This is a genomic window from Echinicola salinicaeni, from assembly GCF_014280965.1.
Taxonomy (GTDB): domain Bacteria; phylum Bacteroidota; class Bacteroidia; order Cytophagales; family Cyclobacteriaceae; genus Echinicola; species Echinicola salinicaeni.
Genome location: NZ_JACODZ010000005.1, coordinates 156,009 through 179,974, shown reverse-complemented (window position 1 = coordinate 179,974; position 23,966 = coordinate 156,009). Strand labels below are relative to the sequence as shown.

The window sequence follows — 23,966 nt, the reverse complement described above, 5'->3', positions numbered from 1 at the left end:
GGTGGTTTTGGGTTTGTGGTATCTTGTTTTCCTTAATCAAACTAGAGTAGCTGTTTGATATCCCGTTTAGGCAATAAAAAAAAGCAACGATTTTAAAAACCGCTGCTTTATAATGTTTGCTTTGTTTTAATGGATCAATCCATTACAATTTTATAACTCGGATCATCGTCAGCATAATTAACACTGATGATTTTTTCTGCTTTTTCCAATAAGGTTTTTGAGCTGGTGCTTAGGTGACGGATATAGACGGTTTTGCCTACCTTATTGTACCTTTCTGTTACCTTGTGTACTGCATCTATACCTGAGTGGTCCACAATGCGGCTTTCAGCAAAATCGATGATGATTTCATCAGGATCATTTGTAGGATCAAATTTCTCACCAAAGGTCAGTGCTGAGGCAAAGAATAATGGTCCATAAATCTCATAGTGCTTCACACCGTTTTCATCAATCGTTTTCCGTGCACGGATCATTTTAGAGTTTTCCCAAGCAAATACCAATGCAGAAATGATCACGCCGACCAATACCGCCAGGGCAAGGTTGTGCAAGAAAATAGTTACCAAGGTCACTACAATCATTACTAAGACGTCCGTGAAAGGAACTTTTTTGAAAATCTTCAAGGATGCCCATTCGAAAGTGCCGATAGCTACCATGAACATCAATCCCACCAAGGCAGCCATAGGGATCATTTCTATATAAGAAGAGAAGAAAAGGATAAATGTCAGCAAACCGCAGGCAGCTACGATTCCTGAAATCCTGTTTCTCCCGCCAGCGTTAACGTTGATCAAGCTTTGGCCGATCATGGCACATCCTCCCATGCCACCAAAGAAACCGGTAGTGACATTGGCTACACCTTGTGCTATACATTCTTTATTTCCATTACCACGGGTCTCAGTAATTTCATCTACTAGGGATAAGGTCAGCAAACTTTCAATAAGCCCAACGCCTGCCATGATAGCAGAATAGGGAAGTACTACCATTAAGGTTTCCCAATTTAAAGGTACCATTGGTAAATGAAATTCTGGAAGGCCACCTGAGATGGAGGCCATGTCTCCGACTGTCTTGGTGTCCACTCCTCCTAGGATCACTATACCTGAGATAACTAAAATCGCCGCCAGTGCTGAAGGGATGACTTTAGTAAGCTTTGGAAGGAATTTGATGATCACCATGGTAAGGATAACCAAGCCTAGCATAATATATAATGGAGGGCCTGAAATCCATTCTTTGACTCCTGGGGCTGTTTGGATTTTAAATTGTTCAAATTGGGAAGAAAAAATGATGACAGCTAGACCATTGACAAATCCATACATTACTGGGTGGGGGACCAAACGGATCAGTTTTCCCAGTTTCAAAACGCCAACAAGGATCTGAATGATACCCATAAGAATGACTGCTGCAAAGAGATATTCTACACCATGGCTTACCACCAATGCCACTACCACCACTGCGATAGCGCCAGTGGCACCGGAAATCATTCCAGGTCTACCACCTAGCATTGCTGTGATCAAGCCAATAAAAAAGGCTGTATAGAGTCCAATCAATGGAGATACTTGTGCGATCAAAGAGAAGGCGACTGCTTCTGGAACCAATGCCAGTGCAACAGTTAAGCCTGATAGTATTTCGTCTTTAAGTGTTGATTGCTTTGGACGAAAAAGGTTAAAGAACATTTGCGTCATGTCTTTTTTGTTTAATTGGTATGGTAAGATTGTATATTCAGATTGTTTTGGCCACAGTTATTTGTCCCAATATTATACTAATGATGGGAGTATTAAAAAAAGCCACCAAGGGTCAGGGTGGAGTTGGGATAGTTTTTATTGCGGCAATGTTTATCATAAGTGATGCAAAGGTAATTCTTTTTTTTAAAAACAGAATAAAATTTCATGAAAGGGTGTGAGATGATACTTGGATGAAATTATTATTAACTTTATATAGTTGAAAATGAGTTGGTTTAGATGTTGTTTTGTTAATAAATTGCTTTATATTTTGTTGTTTATTTTATACGTACTTGTATAAATTGAATAATTGTAAACGAAATTAATATTTTGTTGTATTTTTTGATTTAGAACTGGCTTTAGATTTTTTGCGTGGAAAGAAAAGAACTGATATTTCTTTAATTCTTGACTGTATTTTAATAAATTAAATAGAAGAAGCTAGTCATTTAGTCTGACTGAATTCAGCTTATTCTTTGATGTTGAGAACAATTTAAGGTTTGTGTAATTAAAATGGCACCACCATGGATGTTTATCAAAAGACGATTCAGGAACTTTTAGCGAATGCAGGTATTTGTGTTAACGGATCAGCTCCGTATGATATTCATGTAAAAGACCAACGCTTTTATAAAAGGGTGCTCGGTCAAGGTTCTTTAGGTTTGGGTGAGTCTTATATGGATGGTTGGTGGGAATGTGAAGCTTTGGATGAATTTTTTAATAAGTTATTGAGAGCAAGATTACATCAAAAAATCAAAGGGAATTTTAAGATGATTTGGCAGGGGATCAAGGCCAAACTATTTAATTTACAGACCATCAACCAGTCTAAAAATATAATCATCCAACATTATAATATTGGTAATGAATTATATGAGAAAATGTTGGATAAGCATATGATGTACAGTTGTGCTTACTGGGAAGATGCAAGGGATTTGGATGATGCACAGGAGAAAAAACTTGAACTGATATGTCAAAAACTAAAGTTATCCCCGGGGATGAGGGTGCTGGACATAGGTTGTGGATGGGGTGGATTTGCTGCCTATGCCGCTAAAAATTATCAGGTAAGTGTAGTTGGTTTGACACTGTCTGAAAAACAGGCTGAGTTGGCTAGGATACATTGCAGAGATTTGGATGTGGAGATACGTTTGCAGGATTATAGGGGGATTGATGAATCATTTGATAGAATTTTATCTATAGGGATGATGGAACATGTGGGGGTGAAAAACCATCGAAAGTACATGGAAGTTGTGCATAGAAACCTAAAAGATGATGGAATTAGCCTTCTTCATACTATTGGGAAATATGAGGCTTTTGAAATAACAGATCCTTGGATTGACAAATATATTTTTCCAAATAGTTTAATTCCTTCAGCAGCACAGCTTACTAGGGCGATGGAGGGATTTTTTCAAATTGAAGATTGGCACAACTTTGGACTTTACTATGATTATACGCTTATGGCATGGCTGGACAGGTTTAAAGCCGCCTGGGATTCTTTAAAGCGGGGGTATGATGATCGATTTTACAGGATGTGGGAATATTATCTGAGCTGTTGTGCGGGTTCTTTTCGATCTCGTCAAAATCATTTATGGCAGATTATTATGGTTAAGGATACTTTTAAGGGAGAGTACAGGGCAGTTAGGGATTTGTGTAAAGACCCTATTAGTGAAAAATAATTACAATATAAGCTATATAGTAATTAATGGTTCGATTTTACAATAAATAGAATACTGTTAATTTGCTTTATTTCGTCCAATTGTTCCTTATGTTTGCAGAGGAGATATTAAAATTAATTTATATCCGCAATTGCACCAGCAAGTTTTACCATTCAAAACATTCCCTATTAAGAGAATACATATCTCTCAGAAATACTAATTTAAATCTGTGTAGATCCGTGGAATCTCCCGATAAATCTGGACAGGCTGTGAGAAATAAGTTTACTGGTGTTAAAATGGGTAATCATATTAAAATTATTTAAATACAATCATGCCTGACGGTAGAAATAGAAAAGACATAAAAATAGGGGACTTTGTTGAGATCGTGCAAAAGCACCATCAAAGAACAGGTGAGCTCACTGATGGCTTGGTCAAGCGGATATTGACCAAGTCTGCGAACCACCCACATGGAATAAAAGTCCAATTGGATACAGGTGAAGTGGGAAGAGTGAAGAATATAATCGAGGAAGATTGATCTTATCTCCTTTGGGAGGTCTTTTTTACTAATAGGTTATTCGGATTTTAATTTCTACTAAGTCAGAAAAAAAGCCTGTACCGATTAATCGATAGAGGCTTTTTCTAATTTAGTAATAATGGACTGATTATTAATCCAAGAAAATCAATCTGTTAATTTTTTCTTTATCAGATAGACAAAATTTAATCTGTTTGATATTTTATGCCAACCAAGCATTCCAAGGGATTCTTGAAAGGATTAAGATTAGGGCAATTCCATAGAACATATATAGACTTCTATACCTTGCTTTGCTGTTGGTTAATTTTTTAGCCCTGCTATAACCTACCGTAATCAAGATGATGGCAATGATGTTTATCACGGGATGTTCCATGGCATATAGTCGACTGGTAGCGTCTCCCATAGCATTTCCTCCAGATAAATTAGAAAAACCCAAGGGGCTGATGAAGTAGATGCCTATTCCCACGATCAATTGTATATGAGCTGGAATCAGGCCGATCAAACCAAATTTGCGGCTTTTATCAGTAAATTCTTTATTGCCCAAAGCACCGATTAAGGCATAAATAAAAACAATGGCCAGACCCGCAATGACCAAATAAGCCATTCCGGAATGAAGGTGTTGAAATCCTGTTTGCATGTTGTCTTTTATAATTTTTTTTACAATTCAAATTAACGCAAATCTTAGGAGATTTTTAGGCTTTCCTCAATATTTCATGGGAATAAGGATTTTTTCCTCAAGTTTATGGATTGTTCTCATGTTCTTTGGGATTTGCAATATAGTTTTGGACTCGAAAGAAAATTACTGTTAAAATAAGTATTCACCCTTTTTACTTTGGTCCATCCTAATGAATTATTTTCAATTCATAAAAACGAATAGCCGGTTATTGATTTTTGGTGTCATGATGACTTTTTTGTCCAGCTATGGACAAACCTTTTTATTGGGTTTGTATATCCCTTTTCTACTCGAAGACTTCAGTCTTTCCAATGCTGAAATAAGTGTCTTTTATATGATTGCAACAATTGCCAGTGCTGCAGTAATCCCTTATTTGGGGAAATATATTGATACTGTACCCATAAAAAGATACACTTTATTTGCCATGGGCTTATTTATTCTTGCTCTGTTGCTCATGTCCATAAACCCCTATTGGTTTTTATTGCCATTGGCATTTTTTGGCTTGAGATTGGCAGGGCAGGGGCTTTTTAGTCATATTTCCATCACTTCCATGTCAAAGTATTTTTTAGAAGGTAGGGGTAAAGCCATCAGTTTGGCTTCATTAGGGCATCCACTGGGGCAGGCCGTCTTGCCGCTGATTATTCTTGGCATTATTCAAACCTATGGTTGGAGGAATTCATTAATAATCAATGCAGCCATTGTATTTGTTCTTTTAATAGGATATTTATCCTTTGTACTTAGGAAGCAGGATTTAAAGGTAAAGGATAAAGGAGAAGCTGAGAAAAATAGTGATCATGATGAATTGATGTCTCAAAAGGAAATATTGGGGACTCGTAATTTTTGGTTGCTTGCTCCCAATATGTTTATCCTTTCTTTTACAGTGACCGGCCTTTTTTTCTACCAGTTTTCTTTGGCAGAATTCAAGGGTTGGTCTGCGGAATGGATGGCTTTGGGATTAAGTTTTTATGCTGTTGCTGGGTCTTTGTTTATATTGTTTGCTGGGCCCTTAATCGATAAATACAGTGCAAAGCTGTTTTTTCCATATTATTTGATTCCTTTTTTATTAGCAATTATTATAGTTTGGATAGTTGATGCTTCATGGGCTGTTATTCCATATATGATTTTAATGGGGGCATCTTCAGGTTTTGGAGGTGCCTTGAAATCTGCTTTGCAAGTGGAGTTTTTTGGGGCCAGGTCGATCGGTTCAGTCCGTAGTTTATTTACTTCTATTATGGTCTTGAGCTCAGCCGTTGGTCCGGCAGTTTTTGGGCTGTTTCTTGATATTGGGTCAGATTTTGATGGCATCTTTGTTTTTTTAATTGTCATTTTAGGCATTGTTATTCTACTTTCCTACAGGGTGATTCCAAAACACACTTTGGCCAGGTTAAAATACCTATTAAAACGAAGAGGTAAAAGGTTTGATAGTTTTAAGTAATAACATTGCTTATGAATCATTAAAAATGTATTTAGGATATATAAAATGTATTTTATTTTAACCTGTTTCTATAACCATAAACCTTTTTTATTATGAAAAATTTAAAAATCAAGAACCTCTTGCTGTTCGGTCTGTTTTTTTTTGACCTCTATTTTGGTGATTTCAGCTTGTGGATCTGATGATGATGAACCCAATTGTTCTACAGCCTGGGCATCAGAGTTACAAACAGAATCCGATCTTATAGTTGAAGCCTCTCAGGAATTTGGCATGTCTCCTAATGCCACAACATGCGAAGCTTATAAGGATGCTTATCAGGTATATATCAATGCAATAAAACCTTATGGGAATTGTAATGCCCTTACAGGTGCAAATAAACAAGAGTGGGAAGATGCGGTCGAGGAAGCTGAACAAGCAGTAGCTGCAATTGACTGTTCAACTTATTAATAGGTTGTAATAATATTGTTTTAATCAAAATGGCCAGCTTGATTCTCCAAGGTGACCATTTTGATTAATTGACTGATTCAAGGTTTCCAGCATAATTACTTCCAATAGGTATTTTGTGTTTTCCAATGGTAACCTGATGTCTCTCGATTTTTTCAATTTTGTCTTTATGAACGATAAAGGATCGGTGAATTCTAAAGAAGGAATCAGGCAGTAATTTTTCAGCTTCCTGAAAAGTCATCCTGCTCATGATTTTGTTTTCATTAGTTTGGAAGGTGACGTAATTTCCTGCAGCTTCCAAAAATAGAATCTCGCTCAATTGTACTTTTATCTGTTCGTAGCCAGTTTTTAAAAATATGGAAGTCTTTTCGGTTTCCTTGCCATTTTTTAACATCCATAGCTCGTTAGCTTTGGTACAGGCTTTAGTAAATCTGGCCAAGGAAAACGGTTTCAACAGATAATCAATTGCGTCCAACTCAAAGCTTTTTACTGCATGCTCAGAATAGGCAGTGGTGAAGACAATCATTGGTTTATTGGCTGGGAGTATTGCAAATTCCGTCCCTGATATATCAGGCATTTTTATATCCAGGAATATCAGGTCTATGGGGTTGTCTTGGAGATAATCCAAGGCTTCAAAGGCATTGGTGAATAATTTTTCAAGTTGGATAAAGTTGACCTTGGAAGCATGGCTTTTTATCACTTCCAAGGCAAGGGGTTCATCATCTATGGCTATGGCTTTTAACATTAGCTTTTTGTCAATTGAATGGATAAATGTACGAAATATTCCAGATCATTTTCTCTTATAACCAGCTCATGCTTATCCGGATAGAGCAGTTTTAACCTTTGTTTTACATTTTGCAGGCCTATTCCTGAAGGGGAATGCTCAGGGTCCTCTGTGCTTTTGCGGTGTATACTGTTGTTGATGTCCAAGTGAAGTGAGCCTTCCAAGCATCTCATATTGATTTTGACCCAGGATTTTTTTTGCAGACTAATGCCATGTTTAAAGGCATTTTCTATAAAAGGAATCAATAACATAGGGGCAATGCTTCCTTTACAATGATCCTCATTTCTGCTGAAGAGTATTTCTATGTTTTCCTGCTCTTGAATCCTTAGTTCCTGTAGGTCCACATAATTGATCAAATAATCGATTTCCCTGTTTAACGGAATACTGTCTTGGGTATTTTCATGCAGCATAAATCGCATCATATCCCCCAGCTTTTGGACACTTTCGGCTGTTTTCTCTGCATTTTCTTGAAGAGAGATTCCATAAATGGTATTCAGGGCATTAAAGAGGAAGTGTGGATTGATTTGATTTCTGAGTTGTTTGAGATCAGTTGTTTTTTCTTCAAGCTGGATATTCAGGTTATCCAACGTTTCAATATAATGTTGATATTTCTTGAACAAGGCGTTAGAAACTGGATTGATGACTAGCATCAAGGCGAGGATGGCTACAAAACCAACAATGAGTGCCTCCTCTTCTTCAGACACGCCCGTAATGAAGATAAAAATCAAGGCAACCAATGAAGGTAAAAACCAATAATAGAATTTGGCCAATTTCACCTTTCCCAATTCCCTGTTCCTATACACCAAGAAATAATTATATAATAGGATTATTAGCAGGGATGGAATGACGAATAGGTAAATAATGGTAATGAAAAAGTGGAAAAACCGATGGAATTTGAATAAAAATATACAAAGGAAAATATAGGCAGTGGAAAGCCTTAATATATTATAGCTAAGGTAGTTGGGGGTATTACTGTTTAAAGTTAGGTTTTTGAAAAAGCTGACCACGATAAAGTAACTAATATATAGGGCTATTCCGGAAAAATAAAATGGAACAAATATATCTCTTCCAAAATCAGCACCAACATAAAAGGCTCCTACTAAAAACCATGAGCTGAAAAACAATAGAGCGCCGAATAAAATTAACTTCCATATTTTCTTCTCCTTATGGTAAATAGGGATGACCTTCATATGCATAAGGTAAAATGCCACAAACATAATAGAAGGTATGAATATATAAGCCAGGTACCTTGCCATATCACTGTGGTCGTGATTGAGATAGTCCAATCCAACTTTGGCTCCAAGGATATTGGATAAGATGATGAAGAAAAATGCAATGGCCACTAGCCATAGCTCAATAGGTCTAAAATTTAATAATTTCTCTTTCATGGTGTTTGTTTAAATAATACTAGGGCAATGATAGGGACTGCAGTAAGCTTCAACAAAAAAATGTGATCAAGCCTTGTATAAATGGGATAAAAAAAGGTGACCAATTGGTCACCTCATAGGGGTTTGATAGGTATGATTTAAATATTTTGAATTCAGGTTTACTAATGTACTTCAAAATATGGGGTATATGCAAGCGCGACATTCTCGCAATCGTTTGTGCAATCAATTTCGTGAGTGCTATTTAAATGTATTCTAAATTAATTAGATGGAGTTTTGTTTAAATGCGGGGGAATATGTATGTTAAAATTAGTTTTGTCCTGCTTGTTTAGTTAAAGGAAATCACCCAAAATACTTGGAATATATTGTGATCGATTAAAAAATATTGATTGTTCAATTATATCTCTAATATCAGCTTAATGACAGACAGGATAAATACTCGCAAGAAATTTTTAGATTTGATAAACTAAAGTAAGTTCATGTCGGAAAAGCATCAATTAACTCTAAAGGACATTGCCAAGGAATTAGGATTGGCAGTTTCTACGGTATCCAGGGCTTTAAAGTCACATCCTGATATAAGTAAGGAAACCATTAAGTTGGTGAAGGATTATGCGGACAAACACCATTATGTCCCCAATCTACTCGCTGTTAATTTTCGCAAGAGTAAAACTTATAATATTGGATTGGTCATTCCCGAGCTGGTACACCAGTTTTTTTCTACCATTATCAGTGGGGTAATCAAGGAGGCCAATGAATATGGTTATAATGTGATGATTTGCCAATCCAATGAACACGTCGATGATGAAAAGAAAGTGGCCAAGGCGCTATTGAATAGCCGGGTGGATGGAGTGATTATTTCTTTGTCCAATGAAACAGATGAAGTCAGCCACCTGAAAGATTTTATCGCAGCAGATATACCGGTGATTCAGGTAGATAAAATAAGTGATCAATTTGATACGCCCAAGGTAATTGTCAATGATTATGCAGGAGCATATCAGGCAGTAAGTTATTTGCTTGATTTGGGATATAAAAGAATCGCTCATATTAGAGGAAGGTTGATTGTACAACACTCAAACGAGCGCTATCGAGGCTATGCTGAGGCCCTTGAAAAACACGGGCAAAGTGTTAATGAGGATTACGTTAAAGTTTGTGATTTATTGACTGAAGACGAGGGATTCCATTTTGCCCAAGAATTAATGAGCCTTCCCGAACCACCAGATGCTTTTTTCTGTGTCACTGATTTGGTGGCACTGGGGGTAATGAAGTATTTGCGTGAAAAAGATATTAAAGTTCCAGATGAAGTTGGCATCATAGGGTTCAGTAATTGGAAATTGGGAGAAATAGTAAGTCCGACACTTTGTACAGTAGACCAGCCAGGTTATGAGATAGGGGAAAAGGCCATGCAATTACTTTTGAATAAAATCAATAATGGCATGGAAAGTCCCAATGAAAGGGTAGTACTTAATGCTGATTTGATCGTTAGGGAATCAGTTAAAAAACAATGAGTTAGGTAATTGATTTTTGTATATTAATTAATGGTAACTTTCGCTTAATCTTTGCTTAATTTAGGGGCTTGATATTAGGGCTAATCTCAAAAGAAATGTAACTTGATGAAAAGTTAAATGGACATGGAGATAGCGTTTACCCTGATAACTCTGACCCTGCTATTTGGACTGAGCTTATTGTCATTTTATCCAGAAAAGTATTTTAGAAAGTTAAGCTACAAATACTCGCATCAGCATTGGCCCGACTATAAAAAGCTACGATTATCCGAACCCTTCTTTTTTTGTTTTTTGGGTGGTTACATCATTGCCTTTGTAGCGGTTTATTTAATCTATTAAGAAAAATCCCCAGCAATTATATCTGTAAACTGCTGGGGATTTTTATGTCTTTGAAATCTTTTGATTTATGATAGGGATTGGTTTTCTCTGGAGGCAAGTTCCAGAATTTTATCAAATTCAGAAGGTTCGATGTCTTTGAAGAAATAGTTAACCGGGTTGATTTTTCGATTGTCCTTGATTACCTCATAATGAACATGGGGAGCCGTTGAGGAGCCTGTATTTCCAACCTTACCTATTTCATCACCTCTTTTGACAGTTTGGCCCTTTCTCACTGAGAATTCATTCAAATGACCATATCTGGTTTTAAAGCCGAAACCGTGGTCAATAATGATGGATTTTCCATAACCACCAAATTCAGTTTTAACCTCCACCACTTTTCCGTCTCCGGTTGCATAGACGGGAGTTCCTTTTGGCGCAGAGAAATCTATACCCGTATGCATTTTTCTTACTTTGAGAATCGGGTGCAATCTCATGCCAAAACCAGAGGCCAACCTGTTGAGGTCTTCATTGTGAATAGGTTGAATGGCTGGTATAGATGCCCAATATTCTTCTTTATTCAGTGCTTTCTCAGCTATCTCATCATAGGAAAGTGACTGCACGTACATTTGTTTTTTGAGCTTGCCTACTTTTTCCAGTACATCTATGATCAATTGCTCTTGTTTTAAGCCCTTCTCTTTTAGTTCAGTGTAACGGTCGCTACCTCCATAGCCAGCTTCCCTAATGGATCTAGGAATAGGTTCTGATTCAAAGATGACACGGTACAAATTATCATCTCTATCTTTCAAATCTCCCATCATACTGTTCAGACGGTCAATTTCGGTATTCATCATTTGGTAATAAAACTTTAGCTCTTCATTTTCCTTTTTCAGCAAAAGTTCCTTTGGACTGTCAAAATAATAACTGAAGACTAATAGGATTCCTACTGCCGTAATGGAAGAAAGAGAAAGAAAACCTAATACCCCCAAAAGCACATCCCATTTACTTTTAGTGTATCTTTCGTATTTACAGGTTTTTGGATCGTAGTAATATTTTATCCTACTCATTATTAAATCAATGGTAATTCTTCTATTTTTGTACCCCTATAGGTGGGTACGGGTGACTTAGTATAAAACGCTCAATTCGCCAATATAGACATATCAATTGTATTATCCGAATATTAATAAGCATAACTCATTACATGGACGCTAAAAGAATAAGAAGTACTTTTATTGAGTATTTCCAATCCAAGCAACATCAATTTGTACCTTCTTCACCGATCGTAGTGAAAAACGATCCAACACTGATGTTTACCAATGCCGGTATGAATCAGTTTAAGGATTATTTCCTTGGTAATGAGGTGCCTGCCTATACTAGAGCAACCAACAGTCAAAAGTGCTTGAGAGTTTCAGGCAAGCACAATGATTTGGAGGAAGTGGGGGTGGATACCTATCACCACACCATGTTTGAAATGCTTGGGAACTGGTCTTTTGGAGATTATTTCAAGAAAGAAGCAATCGCATGGTCCTGGGATTTGCTCACCGAGATTTATAAGCTTCCTAAAGAAAGGTTGTATGTTACCGTGTTTGAAGGGGATGAAGGTGATCAACTTGAAAAGGACATGGAGGCCTTCAGAATGTGGGAGGAACATGTAGAGAAGGATAGGATCCTTTTTGGAGACAAAAAAGATAATTTCTGGGAAATGGGAGATGTTGGGCCTTGTGGGCCATGTTCCGAAATCCATATTGACCTTAGATCGGAAGAGGAAATCAAACAGGTTCCTGGCAAGGATTTGGTCAATATGGATCATCCACAGGTGATAGAAGTTTGGAACTTGGTATTTATACAGTTCAACAGGCAAGCCAATGGTAGCCTTAGTGAATTGCCCGCTAAGCATATCGATACAGGCATGGGCTTTGAAAGGTTGGTAAGGGCTATCCAAAATAAGACTTCCAATTATGATACGGATGTCTTTACTCCATTTATAGAGGCGGTAGAGAAGAAATCCGGTAAGAAATACGGGGAAGATGAAAAGATAGATATAGCTATTAGGGTAATTGTTGATCATATTAGAGCAATCTCTTTTACCATTGCTGATGGTCAGTTGCCATCCAATAATAAGGCAGGCTATGTGATTCGAAGAATTTTGAGAAGGGCTGTTAGGTATGGATATACTTTTCTAGGTTTTCATGAACCTTTCTTGTACGAACTACTTCCGTTGCTATCTGAACACTTTGGCGAGATGTTTCCTGAGATAGCCTCTCAGCAAGAGTTTATTGCCAAGGTGATATTTGAAGAGGAACAATCCTTTTTGCGCACTTTGGATAATGGTTTGAAAAGGCTGGAACATATCAAAGCGGATATGGAAAACAAAGGAGAAAAGGTGATACCTGGACAAGTAGCTTTCGAGCTTTATGATACTTTTGGCTTTCCCCTTGACTTGACTTCATTGATTGCAAGAGAAAATGGTATCTCTGTAGATGAAAAAGGATTTGATCAGGAAATGACCAAGCAGAAGGAAAGATCCCGTGCTGCGGCTGAGCATGAGACGGGAGATTGGATGCTTGTTGGAGAAGACGGAGGAGTACAGTTTGTTGGATATGACAATCTGGAAAGTACCACCCAGATCATCAAATACAGAGAGATCAAAGAAAAGAAATCCACCAAATACCAACTGGTACTGGAGGAAACTCCCTTTTATGCAGAAAGTGGTGGACAGGTTGGAGATACTGGTGTTTTGGTGAATGACAAGGAAAGTATCAAGGTGCTTGACACCAAAAAGGAGAATGACCTTATTGTGCATTTTGTGGAGAAACTTCCCCAAGACCCTACAGCTAGCTTTACGTGCAAAGTAAATAAGAGCAAAAGGGAGCTGACCATGAATAATCATACTGCTACCCACTTATTGCATGCAGCTTTGAAGGAAGTACTGGGAGATCATGTTCAACAAAAAGGATCCTTGGTCAATGAAAATTTATTGAGATTTGACTTTTCGCACTTTAGCAAACTGACTGATGAGGAAATTGCTAAGGTAGAGCATATTGTCAATCAAAAGGTTAGGGAGAATATCCCGTTGAATGAGCAAAGGAATGTTCCTATAGAGGAAGCCAAGAAAATGGGGGCTACTGCTCTTTTTGGTGAAAAATATGGTGAATTTGTGCGGGTAATTACCTTTGGGCCTGAATATTCGGTAGAACTTTGTGGTGGTACCCACGTATCATCAACAGGTAAAATTGGCTTGTTCAAAATTGTATCAGAGGGATCTATTTCATCTGGTGTGAGAAGGATTGAAGCCATATCAGCAAAAGCTGCAGAGGATTTTGTTAGTGAACAGATATCCTTGGTAAAAGAATTGCAGGAGATGCTGAAAAATCCAAAAGACCTGAAGAAGTCCATTGAGGCCCTGATTCAGGAAAGAGGTGATCTTAAGAAAGAAGTAGAAGCTTTGCATCTTAAGCAAGCGGCTGGGTTGAAAGATGAGTTGATTAATGCTCAGGTAAGCAAGGATGGCTGTAATCAGATTATTGCCAAAGTTTCTTTGCCTTCTGCAGATGCCTTGAAAAAGTTAGCCTTTGAGTTGAAGAATGAGGTTGAAAATGTACTTGCCGTGATTGCAGCCGATATCAATGGCAAGCCTCAGGTAGCAGTAGTCATTGCGGATTCTCTTATTGCTGAAAAAGGACTTCATGCTGGAAATACGGTAAGGGAATTGGCGAAGGAAATCCAAGGTGGTGGAGGCGGCCAGCCGTTTTTCGCAACAGCTGGAGGTAAAAATGTAGCTGGTTTGGACCAAGTAGTGGTCAAAGCTAAGGAAATGTTTTCTTCCATATAATAAGTTTTCTCGGGTTGATGATTTGGTTTTGGGGTAAAACTCCACCATTTTTGGAAATCTGAAGCGTTTCATGAAAAATATTTTAATAAAAATGCCATCTAAGGAGATAAAAGATAAATATGAATTAGTCGTTGGACTTGAAGTTCACGTTCAGTTGCTTACCAAAAGCAAAATGTATGCGTCTGATTCAACAGAGTTTGGGAATCTTCCAAACACCAATATTTCAGTAATTACATTGGGTCATCCAGGAACCTTGCCAAAGGTAAACAAGCGTGCAGTTGAGTTTGCCATGAAGTTAGGATTGGCCTGTAATAGTGAGATTACCAGAACTAATATTTTTGCCAGAAAAAATTACTTCTACCCTGATTTGCCAAAAGGTTATCAGTTGACCCAGGATAAAAATCCTGTATGTGTTGGAGGATTTGTACCTGTAACTCTGGAGAAAAAAGGAGAGAAAAGAAATGTAGAGCTAACTAGAATTCATATGGAAGAGGATGCCGGTAAATCCATGCACCTTGCCGGAGAAGTGGATACTTTGGTTGACTATAATCGTGCTGGGGTGCCTCTTTTGGAAATTGTAACTGAACCATGTATCAAATCTTCTGAAGAGGCTTACCAGTTTATGGCAGAGATCAGGAAATTGGTACGTTATTTGGAAATCTGTGATGGAAATATGGAAGAAGGTTCCATGCGCTGCGATGCCAATATTTCTACAAGACTGAAGGGCGAGACTGAACTTGGAAAGAAAGTAGAGGTGAAGAACATGAACTCTTTCCGAAATGTAGCTAGGGCTATTGAACATGAGTTTGATCGCCAAATCGACATGTTGGAAAATAATGAGGAGATTATTTCCGAGACCAGAACATTTGATGCGACGACTGGTTTAACATCTAGTATGCGTACCAAAGAAGACTTGAATGATTACAGGTACTTTCCAGAGCCTGATTTGAGTCCAGTGGTAATTTCTGAGGAATGGTTGGAAAGCATCAAAGTAGGGATGCCTTCATTGCCGAGGGAATTACACAAGAGATTTGTGGAAGAATTTGGATTGCCAGAATATGATGCCAATGTGTTGACGGATTCCAAGGAAATAGCGCTTTATTTTGAGGAACTGTGTGCTGAAACCAAAAATTATAAAGCGGCGTCTAACTGGATGATGGGACCGGTTAAGTCTTATTTGAACGAGCTTACACTGCATATTTCTGATTTCCCAGTGTCGCCAAAACAATTGGCAAGTTTAATTTCATTAATTGATGAAGGGAAAGTAAACTTTTCGGTAGCCTCTCAAAAGATCTATCCTGAAATGTTAAAGGATGCTTCTCAAACGCCTTTGGAGATTGCGCAGAAGTTGAATTTGATCCAGGAAAGTGATGAAGGTTCATTGAAGCCGATAGTAGAAAGTGTCTTGGCTGAGAATGAAGCTAAAGTGGCAGAGTATAGGTCTGGGAAGAAAGGACTTCTAGGCATGTTCATGGGACAAGTAATGAAGAAATCCAAAGGAAAGGCGGATCCAAAAGTGGCGAATAAAATATTATCCGAACTATTAGATAACTAATTATATGAGGAATTACAATTATTATATTGCTTTACTATTTGTGGTATTGATCAGCTCATGTTCTAATGAGGTGAAAAAGTCTGTTTTTGATGGTGAAGTAATAGTGAGCGGTAAGCTCGAAAATCACCCAGAAGGTGATTTGATTTTGTCCAGGTATACTGATAATAGCATTGAAGTAGTGGATACCCTTTCCATTAAACAAAATGGTAAGTTTGAATACAAGTTGACCTTGGATGGGCCGCACTTTTATGAACTGGATTTATTTGGAGAGAAACAAGTGAAGTTGGCCCTGTACAGTGAAGACGTGGATATTGCTTATGACTTCAATAATGAAGAAAGTTTTGCTATCAGTGGTTCATTTGATACCCAGCAGGTAGCTAAGGTAGATCAGTTATCTGAGGATTATCAAGAGGAAATCAACCAGTTGAATTCTGAGTATTATGAAGCCCTTTCTGCAAAAGATGAGGCGGCCATTAAGGCTATCCAAGAAAAGGCAATGAAGCTTGAATCAGAGCATGCCCAGAAAGTAAAAAGTACGATTGATAGTATGGAGGGAAGCTTTGCGGCTTTAGCGGCTGTCGGTATGTTAAATCCAAGAAATGATTTTTCTTATATTGATAGTTTGGTTAGTCAGTTGGATATGAAATATCCTGATACCAAAATGATTTTGGGCTTAAAGCAGGAATTGGATGAAATGAGGGCCTTGTCTATCGGTCAACCTGCTCCTGAAATATCTTTGCCTAACCCAGAAGGTGAAGTCGTTAATCTATCTGATTTCAAAGGGAAATATGTATTGATTGATTTTTGGGCCGCTTGGTGTAAACCATGTAGAGAAGAAAACCCAAATGTGGTAAGATTGTACAATGAATATAAAGACAAAGGATTTGAGGTCTTAGGCGTATCGTTGGACAGAAGTAAAGATGCTTGGGTAGGAGCAATTGAGGCTGATAAGTTAAGCTGGGCACATGTTTCTGATTTAAAATACTTTAACTCAGAAGCGGCTGCTACTTATAATATTAATGCTATTCCGGCTACATATATGGTTGATCCTGAGGGTAAAATCATAGCAAAGGATCTTAGAGGTCCTAGTTTAGAAAATAAATTGAAAGAGATATTTGAATAATGGAATGCTTTTTGTTTAGAGAGCAAGAGCTTAAAAAGAATATCCATATTAAGTAAAAATTGATGATCAGGAATAATCTAATGGCTGAAGTTTTGAGTCAAAGCCATTTTTAATCCAGTTTTTGGTGAAAAAAGACCTTGATTTTCTATAAATTAATTACTGCTTTTATAGTGGATATTTAATCTTACTTAAAATTACCAACTTAAAATAATAATCTATTCTAACATGAAAAAAAGAAGTCTAAAATCACCTATCAGCAGGCTTATGACTTTGGCACTGTTTGGGCTATTGGCAATGGGCGCTTGTAAAAGTAAGAAAAAGGTAGTTGAAGCAGCCCCAGCTCCGGCTCCTGTTGAAGAACCAGCTCCAGCTCCAGCAGAACCTCAACCGACAGCAGAGGAGGTAGCAGTAGGTAAGCTCGAAAATTATTTTTCAGCGGTTGCTAATGCGAGCAGCGTACAAAGTGCAAATAGCTCTATTCAAGAAGCTTTGAGTATGTTCTCAAATCAAAATACTCCTGTTTTGATTGTTATCCACGAAGAAAATGGAATTAAAGATTACGATGAGCCGACCACCATCGTAAAGTATTTGAATTATTTGAAGGATACTAAGAAGAATTTAAATTTCATCAGTGACGTGAGACTTGATGGTAGCGGTAGAATCACTGAACTAGAACTTCGTAGAAGATAATTAACACACAGAAAAGAAACTAATTATGAAAAAGCATATTCAAGCATTTGTTTTATTGTTCTTTGCGACTACGCTTTTTGCTGCTGCGCAATCAGATAATATTAGTCCTCAAAGAAAACAGGCAATTGATTCTTTGGCCTTGGAAAAGGTAAAAGACCTTAGTAAATATATCAGTATCATCGGTAGTAAAGAAACGCAGTTTTCTGAAGCTAACCGAGTAATGGATAGAGCAGAAGAATTGTTTGCTCCAGGAGCAGAAATGGGCGTTTCTTCTATAAATTCTCAAGAAGTAGCCTACTATCCTGTAAGGAGATACTTTGAAAGATTGATGGCGCTTAATTATGATAATGTGAAAATCAGCTGGTATGATATCCATTATATCTCTGATTTGGAGAGGCAGCCTGATGGTCGCTATGTAGGAGTTGTAACCATTTATCAAAGATTTGAAGGGACTTCTGCTGAGACAGGTCTAAATTATAAAGATACTACCAAGAAAGATATCACCATTTACGTAGAGAAGAAACAAACTCAGGTAGCTGGTAGAACTATAGAGTTTTGGGACGTGATGCTGGGTGATATTAGAGTGACTGAAACTTCCGCATGAAGAGATTAAGCTTATTAGTAATTTTAATAATTACATCCATACAATTTGCTCCGGGGCAGGGTTTATACGGCCCCGGACAAATTAAGGATGACGGCAGATTTGCTGCTTCAACCAAACAACTAAACCAATTCTTTCGTCGATTTAACGCAGAAGAAAGCCAGGATGGTCTCACACGATACTATGCTGGTGACGAAGAATACCATAACAGGGAACTTAGGACCAAATACATCAGTTTACTTTTTGATAATCAAACTTCCAATATCCCTGAGAATTTAAAACAGGAATTTAAAGATCAAGTCTTATCTGAAAGCTATCCTCAATATCTAAATTTCCATAGAGGAAATTGGTTTGCAGAAGTTTCTACTGTATTTCAATATAAAGGTAAAAGAGAAGATATTACTCTATTTATGAAGCTTGAAGAGGAAGGGCTTGGTTATGAATGGGTGATTGATAAAGTGACCTTTGATTCCTTTAAACGTTTTTTTGATAAGGCTGATGGAAATAAGAAGCCTTTCTTGCACCCCTTGAGTCATGAGCTCGGCTTCATGAATCTTAGAAAAGCATTGCAGGATAATAAGAAACCAGAATCCTATACACCAGATGAGTTTGAGCCCGATTACCTGACCATATTTCTCTATGAAATAAAAAATGGTAATATAAAGTTTGAAACTGTTAAAGGAGTGAAGTTTCATTTCTTTCAAATAGATAACTGGTATTTTGAGGTTGCACAGTTCAATAGACCGGGTTTTAATACTGGTTGGTTGGTAAGTAATCTCAGTAAGTACAGTGATGAAAAAGAAAAAGAGGTTATCCTAAATTATATTTATGATCAGGAATAAGCATTTTGTTTTCTTTTGGTTCATAATTCTGATTCCAGGAATGGGGATTGCCCAAGACATGGGTGGCTACTCAAAGCAGGAAATCAAAGATTTTAGCCAGAAAGTAGAGGACCAAGTTCAGTTTTTGGAATATTTCCTTAATACGGTAGGAAGTGATGAAACACCTGCGCGTGATAAGGATGTAATCATTACGGAAAGTTATAAAAAGATTTTTAGGGACAGCAAAGTCCAGGTGGAAGACGATTTGGTCCTTGACCGAAAAGTAATCACTAATAAGGACGTAACGGCTTATTTGAAGGATGTTGAATTTTTCTTTAAGGACGCCAGCTTTAAATTTAAAGTGAGGGATGTAAAGCCATTTCTTAGAGATAATGGCGAATTATCATTTAGTGTTTCCATGGACAGGACGCTTTCTGCTACTGGCTTAGATGGAGAAGAGATTGAAAATACTAAACCTAGATTCGTGGAGGTAAACCTTGATAGGCGTTCCAATGAATTGAAGATTGCGAGTATTTATACTACTAAACTTAGTCGGGATAAGGAGTTAATGGAATGGTGGGGTACACTTTCTTTAGAGTGGGAGACTTATTTTAGGGAAAGCTTCGACCTTCATCTTGAAGATTCCATAACTGTTGATCATTTAAATAAAATCAGTGCTATTGATAGTCTGAATTTGTCAGGCAATACTTATATCCAAGACTTAAAGCCTTTGGAAGCATTAAGGGACCTGAAGTATATTGATATCAGTAATACGATGATCAGTGAGTTGGGACCAATAAGTAATGTTACTTTTTTGACCTATTTGGATGTTTCGAATACGCCTGCTCAAGATATACAATTTATAAAATATGCAGAGAACTTACAGTACCTGGATATTTCGAATACGCTTATTCAGCAGATTGATGACCTTCAATATCTGGCTAATTTAAAAGTGTTAAAAGCAGTGAATACACCACTTATGAGTTTTTCTTCATTGAACTCATTTGAAGCCCTGGAAGAGTTGGATTTAGGGAGAAGTGGCTTCAATAATATGGAAAGTATTAATCAGCTTAGACAACTTAAGAATCTTAGCATTCAAGGAAACTATTTAATTAATTTTAATTTTTTAGCAGAACTTGAAAGCTTGGAAGAAGTGAATTTGTCCCAAACCAATATTCGAGATTTGACTCCTTTGGCGGGGCTGGAGCATTTGGAGGTTATCAATATTAACCAAACAGATGTCAGTAGTCTTGAACCAATAGATGGAAACAAAAGTATTCAGAAAATATACGCAGACAGGACTGGGATTTCAGAGGGAAAAGCTGATAATTTTGCTAGAGCAAATAGGAGGGTCCTACTGATCCATAATGTGGAGAACTTACAAACCTGGTGGTCGACTTTACCAGAAGCTTGGAAAGATGTATTGGAGGATAAATTATTGGGCTATCATCAGGGAACACCTTCAGTAGAATCTATCTCAAGAATAGTGAGTGTGGATTCGTTGGATCTTTCAGGTAATGATATTGTCAATCTCCGACCTGTTTTGAAATTTAAAAAGTTGGTGTCTTTAAAGTTTGATGATACAAAAATTAGTGATTTAAGTCCGCTGAGGGAATTGAAAACCTTGAAGCGTATTTCTGGTAATGCTAGTATAGTGACTAATGTAGAGGATTTGGCTGAGCTTTCAGGACTGGAATATATATCCCTAAATAATACCGGTTTAGCGACTATAGCACCTTTAAAGAATTTGTTAAAGCTGGATTATCTGGATGTGGATGGTACAGAGGTGCCTTTATGGGAGGTGCAAGATTTGCTACAGGTAGTTCCGGATGCTAATATCATTTTCAGGAGTGAGGAGTTGAATGCTTGGTGGAATGGTCTGGATGAAGTTTGGAAAGAAATTTTTTCAGAGGTTGGAAACCTATCCGAAGAACCTAATAATCGGGAGCTTCATAAGCTAACCTCGATCCGTGAACTTGATATTGATAAAAAAGGTATAAGTTCTTTAAGACCGTTGGTAGACTTTATTAATCTTCAGTCTTTGGATATTCATGATTCTCCACTCTATGATATCAGCGATATTGTTACTTTTGATCGCTTGAGGAAGGTGGAGATTTCGCAGTCACCAATTACTGATTTGGAGCCTATTGGAAAGGTAGAGGGGCTGGAGCATTTAAATCTTTCTAATACTGGAATTGAAGATTTGCGTCCATTGGAAAATCTAAAGCGTCTTAAGAGTCTGGTTATCTCTGGTACTGGTGTGAAACGTCTAAAAGGATTAGAATCACTCCATGATCTGGAGGAATTGGATATTGCCAGTACTAATGTCCGGAGCATTAATCCGATTGAGGATTTGGTTAATCTTAAACGACTGATTTGTTTCAATACTAGAATCAATAGCCGCCAAATCGATAATTTCAGGGAGTCTAATCCTGAATGTGATGTCAGGTATTACTGATATCAGTTTTTCTTTAATTTGATGTTTTAAATAGATGAATTTACAATGTGTTTTGCTAAAGAGCTTATAGAGATTAAATACATACGGTATTGATTCAAATACTTAAATCATATTGACAATAAAAAAGTCCGGTATCTGAATGATACCGGACTTTTTTATTGTCAATTAATAACTTTTTTTATTTCATTCCCAAGGTTTCTTGAGGAGCATCTTTAACACATCTAAAACCTACATTGGAAGTGCCGCTGTCATAGGCATGTCCCTGTCGTGCGCTAGGCCGGTAATTGATACAATAGTTGTCTGAGCAAAGGAATGACCCACCTTTTATCACCCTTTCTTGGGCGTAAGGATTGGTGGGATTATAACATTGATTCATATTGGAATCCAATAGAGGAGCACTTCCTGATAATCTCTGGAACTTGATGGCATCAAACCAATCATCAGTCATTTCCCATACATTTCCTATGATATCATAAAGACCAAATTGGTTGGGAGGGAAGTTCTTTACCGGTGCTGTTCCCATAAAGCCATCTTCACCTTTATTTCCATTAGGGAAATTCCCTTGGAAAGTATTGGCCATAAAGTTTCCATTTGGCCTTAACTCGGATCCCCAAGCATATCTTGAATTACTAAGACCACCTTTCGCGGCAAATTCCCATTCCGCTTCAGTAGGAAGTCTTTTCCCTGCCCATTTGGCATAAGCTGCGGCATCGTCAAAGGCTATATGAACTACAGGGTGGTTCCATCTTCCTTCTAGGTCCGATCCAGGACCCTCAGGATGCTTCCAACTGGCACCATCAACCCATTGCCACCATTGTGAAATATCACGTTTATCTACAGCCTGTTTTGGGGCAACAAAGACCATTGACCCTGGTTGCAATAAGGATTCATCTGGCTTTGGAGTATCTGGCGGAAGCTGCTTTTTCATTTCTTCCCAATCTGGCTTTTGCTCCGCAACCGTTATGTATCCAGTTTCCTCAACAAACTTTTTGAATTGGGCATTAGTGACCTCTGTTTCATCCATCCAAAAACCATTTACCGATCTTTTTACAGCAGGTTTTTCGGCAGGATAAGCTTCATCCTCATTGGTTCCCATAAGGAATTCACCTCCTGGAATCCATACCATCCCATCCTGTTTCTTTACTGTTTCTTCAGATTTTGGACTCTCTTGGATTTGGCTTACAACTTCTTTATCTCCTGTACTCTTTTCCGAACAACTCATCATAACTCCTAGCATACTTCCTGCTAAAAGAATATTATTAAATGGGGTTCTTATATTTTGCAATAATTGTATCATTCTATGGGGTTAATTTTATTCAAAATAGCCATAACAGCCAATGAAAAGCAATTTATGGTTAAGCGCTATAAATGTAAAGGTAATCATTAAGAATTTTATAAGCGGTTGCTAAACATTTAAAAAAGCATGATGTTTGTCTCGTTTTGGCAGATTTTTTACTAATCCCTGTTAGTATGTAATACAGGCAAGAGATCCAATAAAGTATTCCTTGTATAATTTCGGGATACAGTAATAATAAATTATTGTTAAAACTGGTCTTTGGGATACTGAATGATTGTTCAATTTTGTATTATTGTCTTTGTAAAAAATTGGTTTAATGAAAAAGCGAAGGAAAATTTTAATATCACTTTTGGCATCTGCCTACATGGTTTTGTTTAGTATTTATGTTACAGTAAAAGGAATATATATAGATGATTGGTGGAGAATAGTTATAGGGCTGATTAGTTTTATAGTGTTTATTGTTTTTCTTGTCATTAATGTAAAAAAAATAAGAATGTTAAAAACTTAAGATAAAACAGGAATAATAGATGAAATCAAGAAGCCCTTACTCTAAATAGTTAGGGCTTCTTAGTTTTAATGGCAATGCTTACTCAGTAAATATTTAATATAATATTTACCTTTTGATATTTTTCTCGTAGAGCTCTATCCAATCTTTCACACTCACTTTCTTTACAAGTTCCGCTATGAGTTCATAGGGGATATGCTCAGGCTTTTTGAACCTAATACAACTTTTGCCCATATCCAGTTTATGGTTACTATGTTTAGGGAATTCATTGACAAACCAATCATAGATTTCTTTATCAGCATAAATCCCACTATGATAAAGGGCAATAAAGTTTTTCTGTGAAGCTATATTGATAAAGGGTAGGGGGAGTTTAGGGTCGCAGTGATAACCTGCAGGATAGCGTTCATGGGGAACTACATAACCTACCATCCCATAACTCATGGTTTCCTCAAAACCTTTGGGGAGGTTGTCAAGGATGGTATCCCTTAATTTTGAAAAAGCTATCTTTCTATCTTCAGGGATTTTCTCTAAATATTCTTCAGGGTTTTGGGCTTTTATTTTCATTTTGACTTATATTTTTATTTAATATAAGATCTAAATAGTTGAGATAGAAAAAGAAAAAGCGATCAATTATTGATCGCTTAGGTATTCTTAATGTCTAT

Annotated in this window: 19 protein-coding genes; 12 read left to right on the top strand and 7 right to left on the bottom strand. The window is 37.3% G+C overall.

The features are described from left to right. Positions 1–134 precede the first annotated feature (134 nt). A complete protein-coding gene (locus tag H7U17_RS10770; RefSeq protein ID WP_186756728.1) occupies positions 135–1,673 on the bottom strand; it encodes a SulP family inorganic anion transporter in 1,539 nt (512 codons plus the stop codon). A gap of 557 nt (positions 1,674–2,230) precedes the next feature. Between H7U17_RS10770 and cfa the strand changes: the two genes are divergently transcribed. Together cfa and H7U17_RS10760 are read left to right on the top strand one after the other, a co-directional pair. After that, positions 2,231–3,376, top strand: coding sequence for a cyclopropane fatty acyl phospholipid synthase (cfa, locus tag H7U17_RS10765; protein WP_186756727.1), 1,146 nt, complete (start codon positions 2,231–2,233; stop codon positions 3,374–3,376). A 310-nt stretch (positions 3,377–3,686) separates the two neighbouring features. After that, a complete protein-coding gene (locus H7U17_RS10760) occupies positions 3,687–3,890 on the top strand; it encodes a YwbE family protein (RefSeq protein WP_186756726.1) in 204 nt (67 codons plus the stop codon). 199 nt (positions 3,891–4,089) lie between these two features. On the opposite strand, the gene H7U17_RS10755 is transcribed toward H7U17_RS10760, so the two are convergent. Continuing rightward, positions 4,090–4,524 (bottom strand): hypothetical protein, encoded by a 435-nt coding sequence (locus tag H7U17_RS10755; RefSeq protein ID WP_186756725.1) that lies wholly within the window; start codon positions 4,522–4,524, stop codon positions 4,090–4,092. Between the two features lie 262 nt (positions 4,525–4,786). On the opposite strand from H7U17_RS10755, the gene H7U17_RS10750 reads away from it, so the two are divergent. Both H7U17_RS10750 and H7U17_RS10745 read left to right on the top strand, forming a co-directional pair. Next, positions 4,787–5,995: an MFS transporter gene (locus H7U17_RS10750; RefSeq protein WP_230981368.1), complete on the top strand. Its 1,209-nt coding sequence runs from the start codon at positions 4,787–4,789 to the stop codon at positions 5,993–5,995. A gap of 156 nt (positions 5,996–6,151) precedes the next feature. Continuing rightward, positions 6,152–6,439, top strand: coding sequence for a hypothetical protein (locus H7U17_RS10745; RefSeq protein ID WP_186756723.1), 288 nt, complete (start codon positions 6,152–6,154; stop codon positions 6,437–6,439). Positions 6,440–6,503: 64 nt separating this feature from the next. Here the strand turns inward: H7U17_RS10745 and H7U17_RS10740 are convergent, their stop codons facing one another. After that, positions 6,504–7,181, bottom strand: a complete 678-nt coding sequence (locus tag H7U17_RS10740) for a LytR/AlgR family response regulator transcription factor (protein ID WP_186756722.1) — start codon at positions 7,179–7,181, stop codon at positions 6,504–6,506. Then, positions 7,181–8,608, bottom strand: a complete 1,428-nt coding sequence (locus H7U17_RS10735) for a sensor histidine kinase (protein ID WP_186756721.1) — start codon at positions 8,606–8,608, stop codon at positions 7,181–7,183. The genes H7U17_RS10740 and H7U17_RS10735 overlap by 1 nt, the downstream gene beginning before the upstream one ends. 476 nt (positions 8,609–9,084) lie before the next feature. Here H7U17_RS10735 and H7U17_RS10730 point away from each other — a divergent pair, with 476 nt between their 5' ends. Continuing rightward, positions 9,085–10,110: a LacI family DNA-binding transcriptional regulator gene (locus H7U17_RS10730; RefSeq protein ID WP_186756720.1), complete on the top strand. Its 1,026-nt coding sequence runs from the start codon at positions 9,085–9,087 to the stop codon at positions 10,108–10,110. 401 nt (positions 10,111–10,511) lie between these two features. Here H7U17_RS10730 and H7U17_RS10725 read toward each other — a convergent pair whose 3' ends face one another. Then, positions 10,512–11,489, bottom strand: coding sequence for a M23 family metallopeptidase (locus H7U17_RS10725; protein WP_186756719.1), 978 nt, complete (start codon positions 11,487–11,489; stop codon positions 10,512–10,514). Between the two features lie 134 nt (positions 11,490–11,623). On the opposite strand from H7U17_RS10725, the gene alaS reads away from it, so the two are divergent. From alaS to H7U17_RS10690, 7 genes are all read left to right on the top strand, one after another. After that, positions 11,624–14,254: an alanine--tRNA ligase gene (alaS, locus tag H7U17_RS10720; RefSeq protein ID WP_186756718.1), complete on the top strand. Its 2,631-nt coding sequence runs from the start codon at positions 11,624–11,626 to the stop codon at positions 14,252–14,254. A gap of 91 nt (positions 14,255–14,345) precedes the next feature. Next, positions 14,346–15,809 (top strand): Asp-tRNA(Asn)/Glu-tRNA(Gln) amidotransferase subunit GatB, encoded by a 1,464-nt coding sequence (gatB, locus tag H7U17_RS10715; RefSeq protein ID WP_186756990.1) that lies wholly within the window; start codon positions 14,346–14,348, stop codon positions 15,807–15,809. Positions 15,810–15,813: 4 nt separating this feature from the next. After that, positions 15,814–16,932, top strand: coding sequence for a TlpA disulfide reductase family protein (locus tag H7U17_RS10710; RefSeq protein ID WP_186756717.1), 1,119 nt, complete (start codon positions 15,814–15,816; stop codon positions 16,930–16,932). Positions 16,933–17,157: 225 nt separating this feature from the next. Next, the gene (locus H7U17_RS10705) at positions 17,158–17,622 is read left to right on the top strand and encodes a nucleoid-structuring protein H-NS (RefSeq protein ID WP_186756716.1); all 465 of its coding nucleotides are present in this window, start codon (positions 17,158–17,160) and stop codon (positions 17,620–17,622) included. 25 nt (positions 17,623–17,647) lie between these two features. Continuing rightward, entirely contained in the window at positions 17,648–18,226 is a 579-nt protein-coding gene (locus H7U17_RS10700; protein ID WP_186756715.1) for a hypothetical protein, read from the top strand. Continuing rightward, positions 18,223–19,065, top strand: coding sequence for a hypothetical protein (locus tag H7U17_RS10695; RefSeq protein WP_186756714.1), 843 nt, complete (start codon positions 18,223–18,225; stop codon positions 19,063–19,065). Before H7U17_RS10700 ends, H7U17_RS10695 begins: the two co-directional genes overlap by 4 nt. Beyond that, a complete protein-coding gene (locus tag H7U17_RS10690) occupies positions 19,052–21,502 on the top strand; it encodes a leucine-rich repeat domain-containing protein (protein WP_186756713.1) in 2,451 nt (816 codons plus the stop codon). The genes H7U17_RS10695 and H7U17_RS10690 overlap by 14 nt, the downstream gene beginning before the upstream one ends. 178 nt (positions 21,503–21,680) lie before the next feature. Here H7U17_RS10690 and H7U17_RS10685 read toward each other — a convergent pair whose 3' ends face one another. After that, on the bottom strand, positions 21,681–22,628 hold the full coding sequence (locus tag H7U17_RS10685; protein WP_394353721.1) for a formylglycine-generating enzyme family protein: 948 nt from the start codon (positions 22,626–22,628) through the stop codon (positions 21,681–21,683). Positions 22,629–23,412: 784 nt separating this feature from the next. Continuing rightward, entirely contained in the window at positions 23,413–23,868 is a 456-nt protein-coding gene (locus H7U17_RS10680) for a DUF1801 domain-containing protein (RefSeq protein ID WP_186756712.1), read from the bottom strand. Positions 23,869–23,966: the final 98 nt, after the last annotated feature.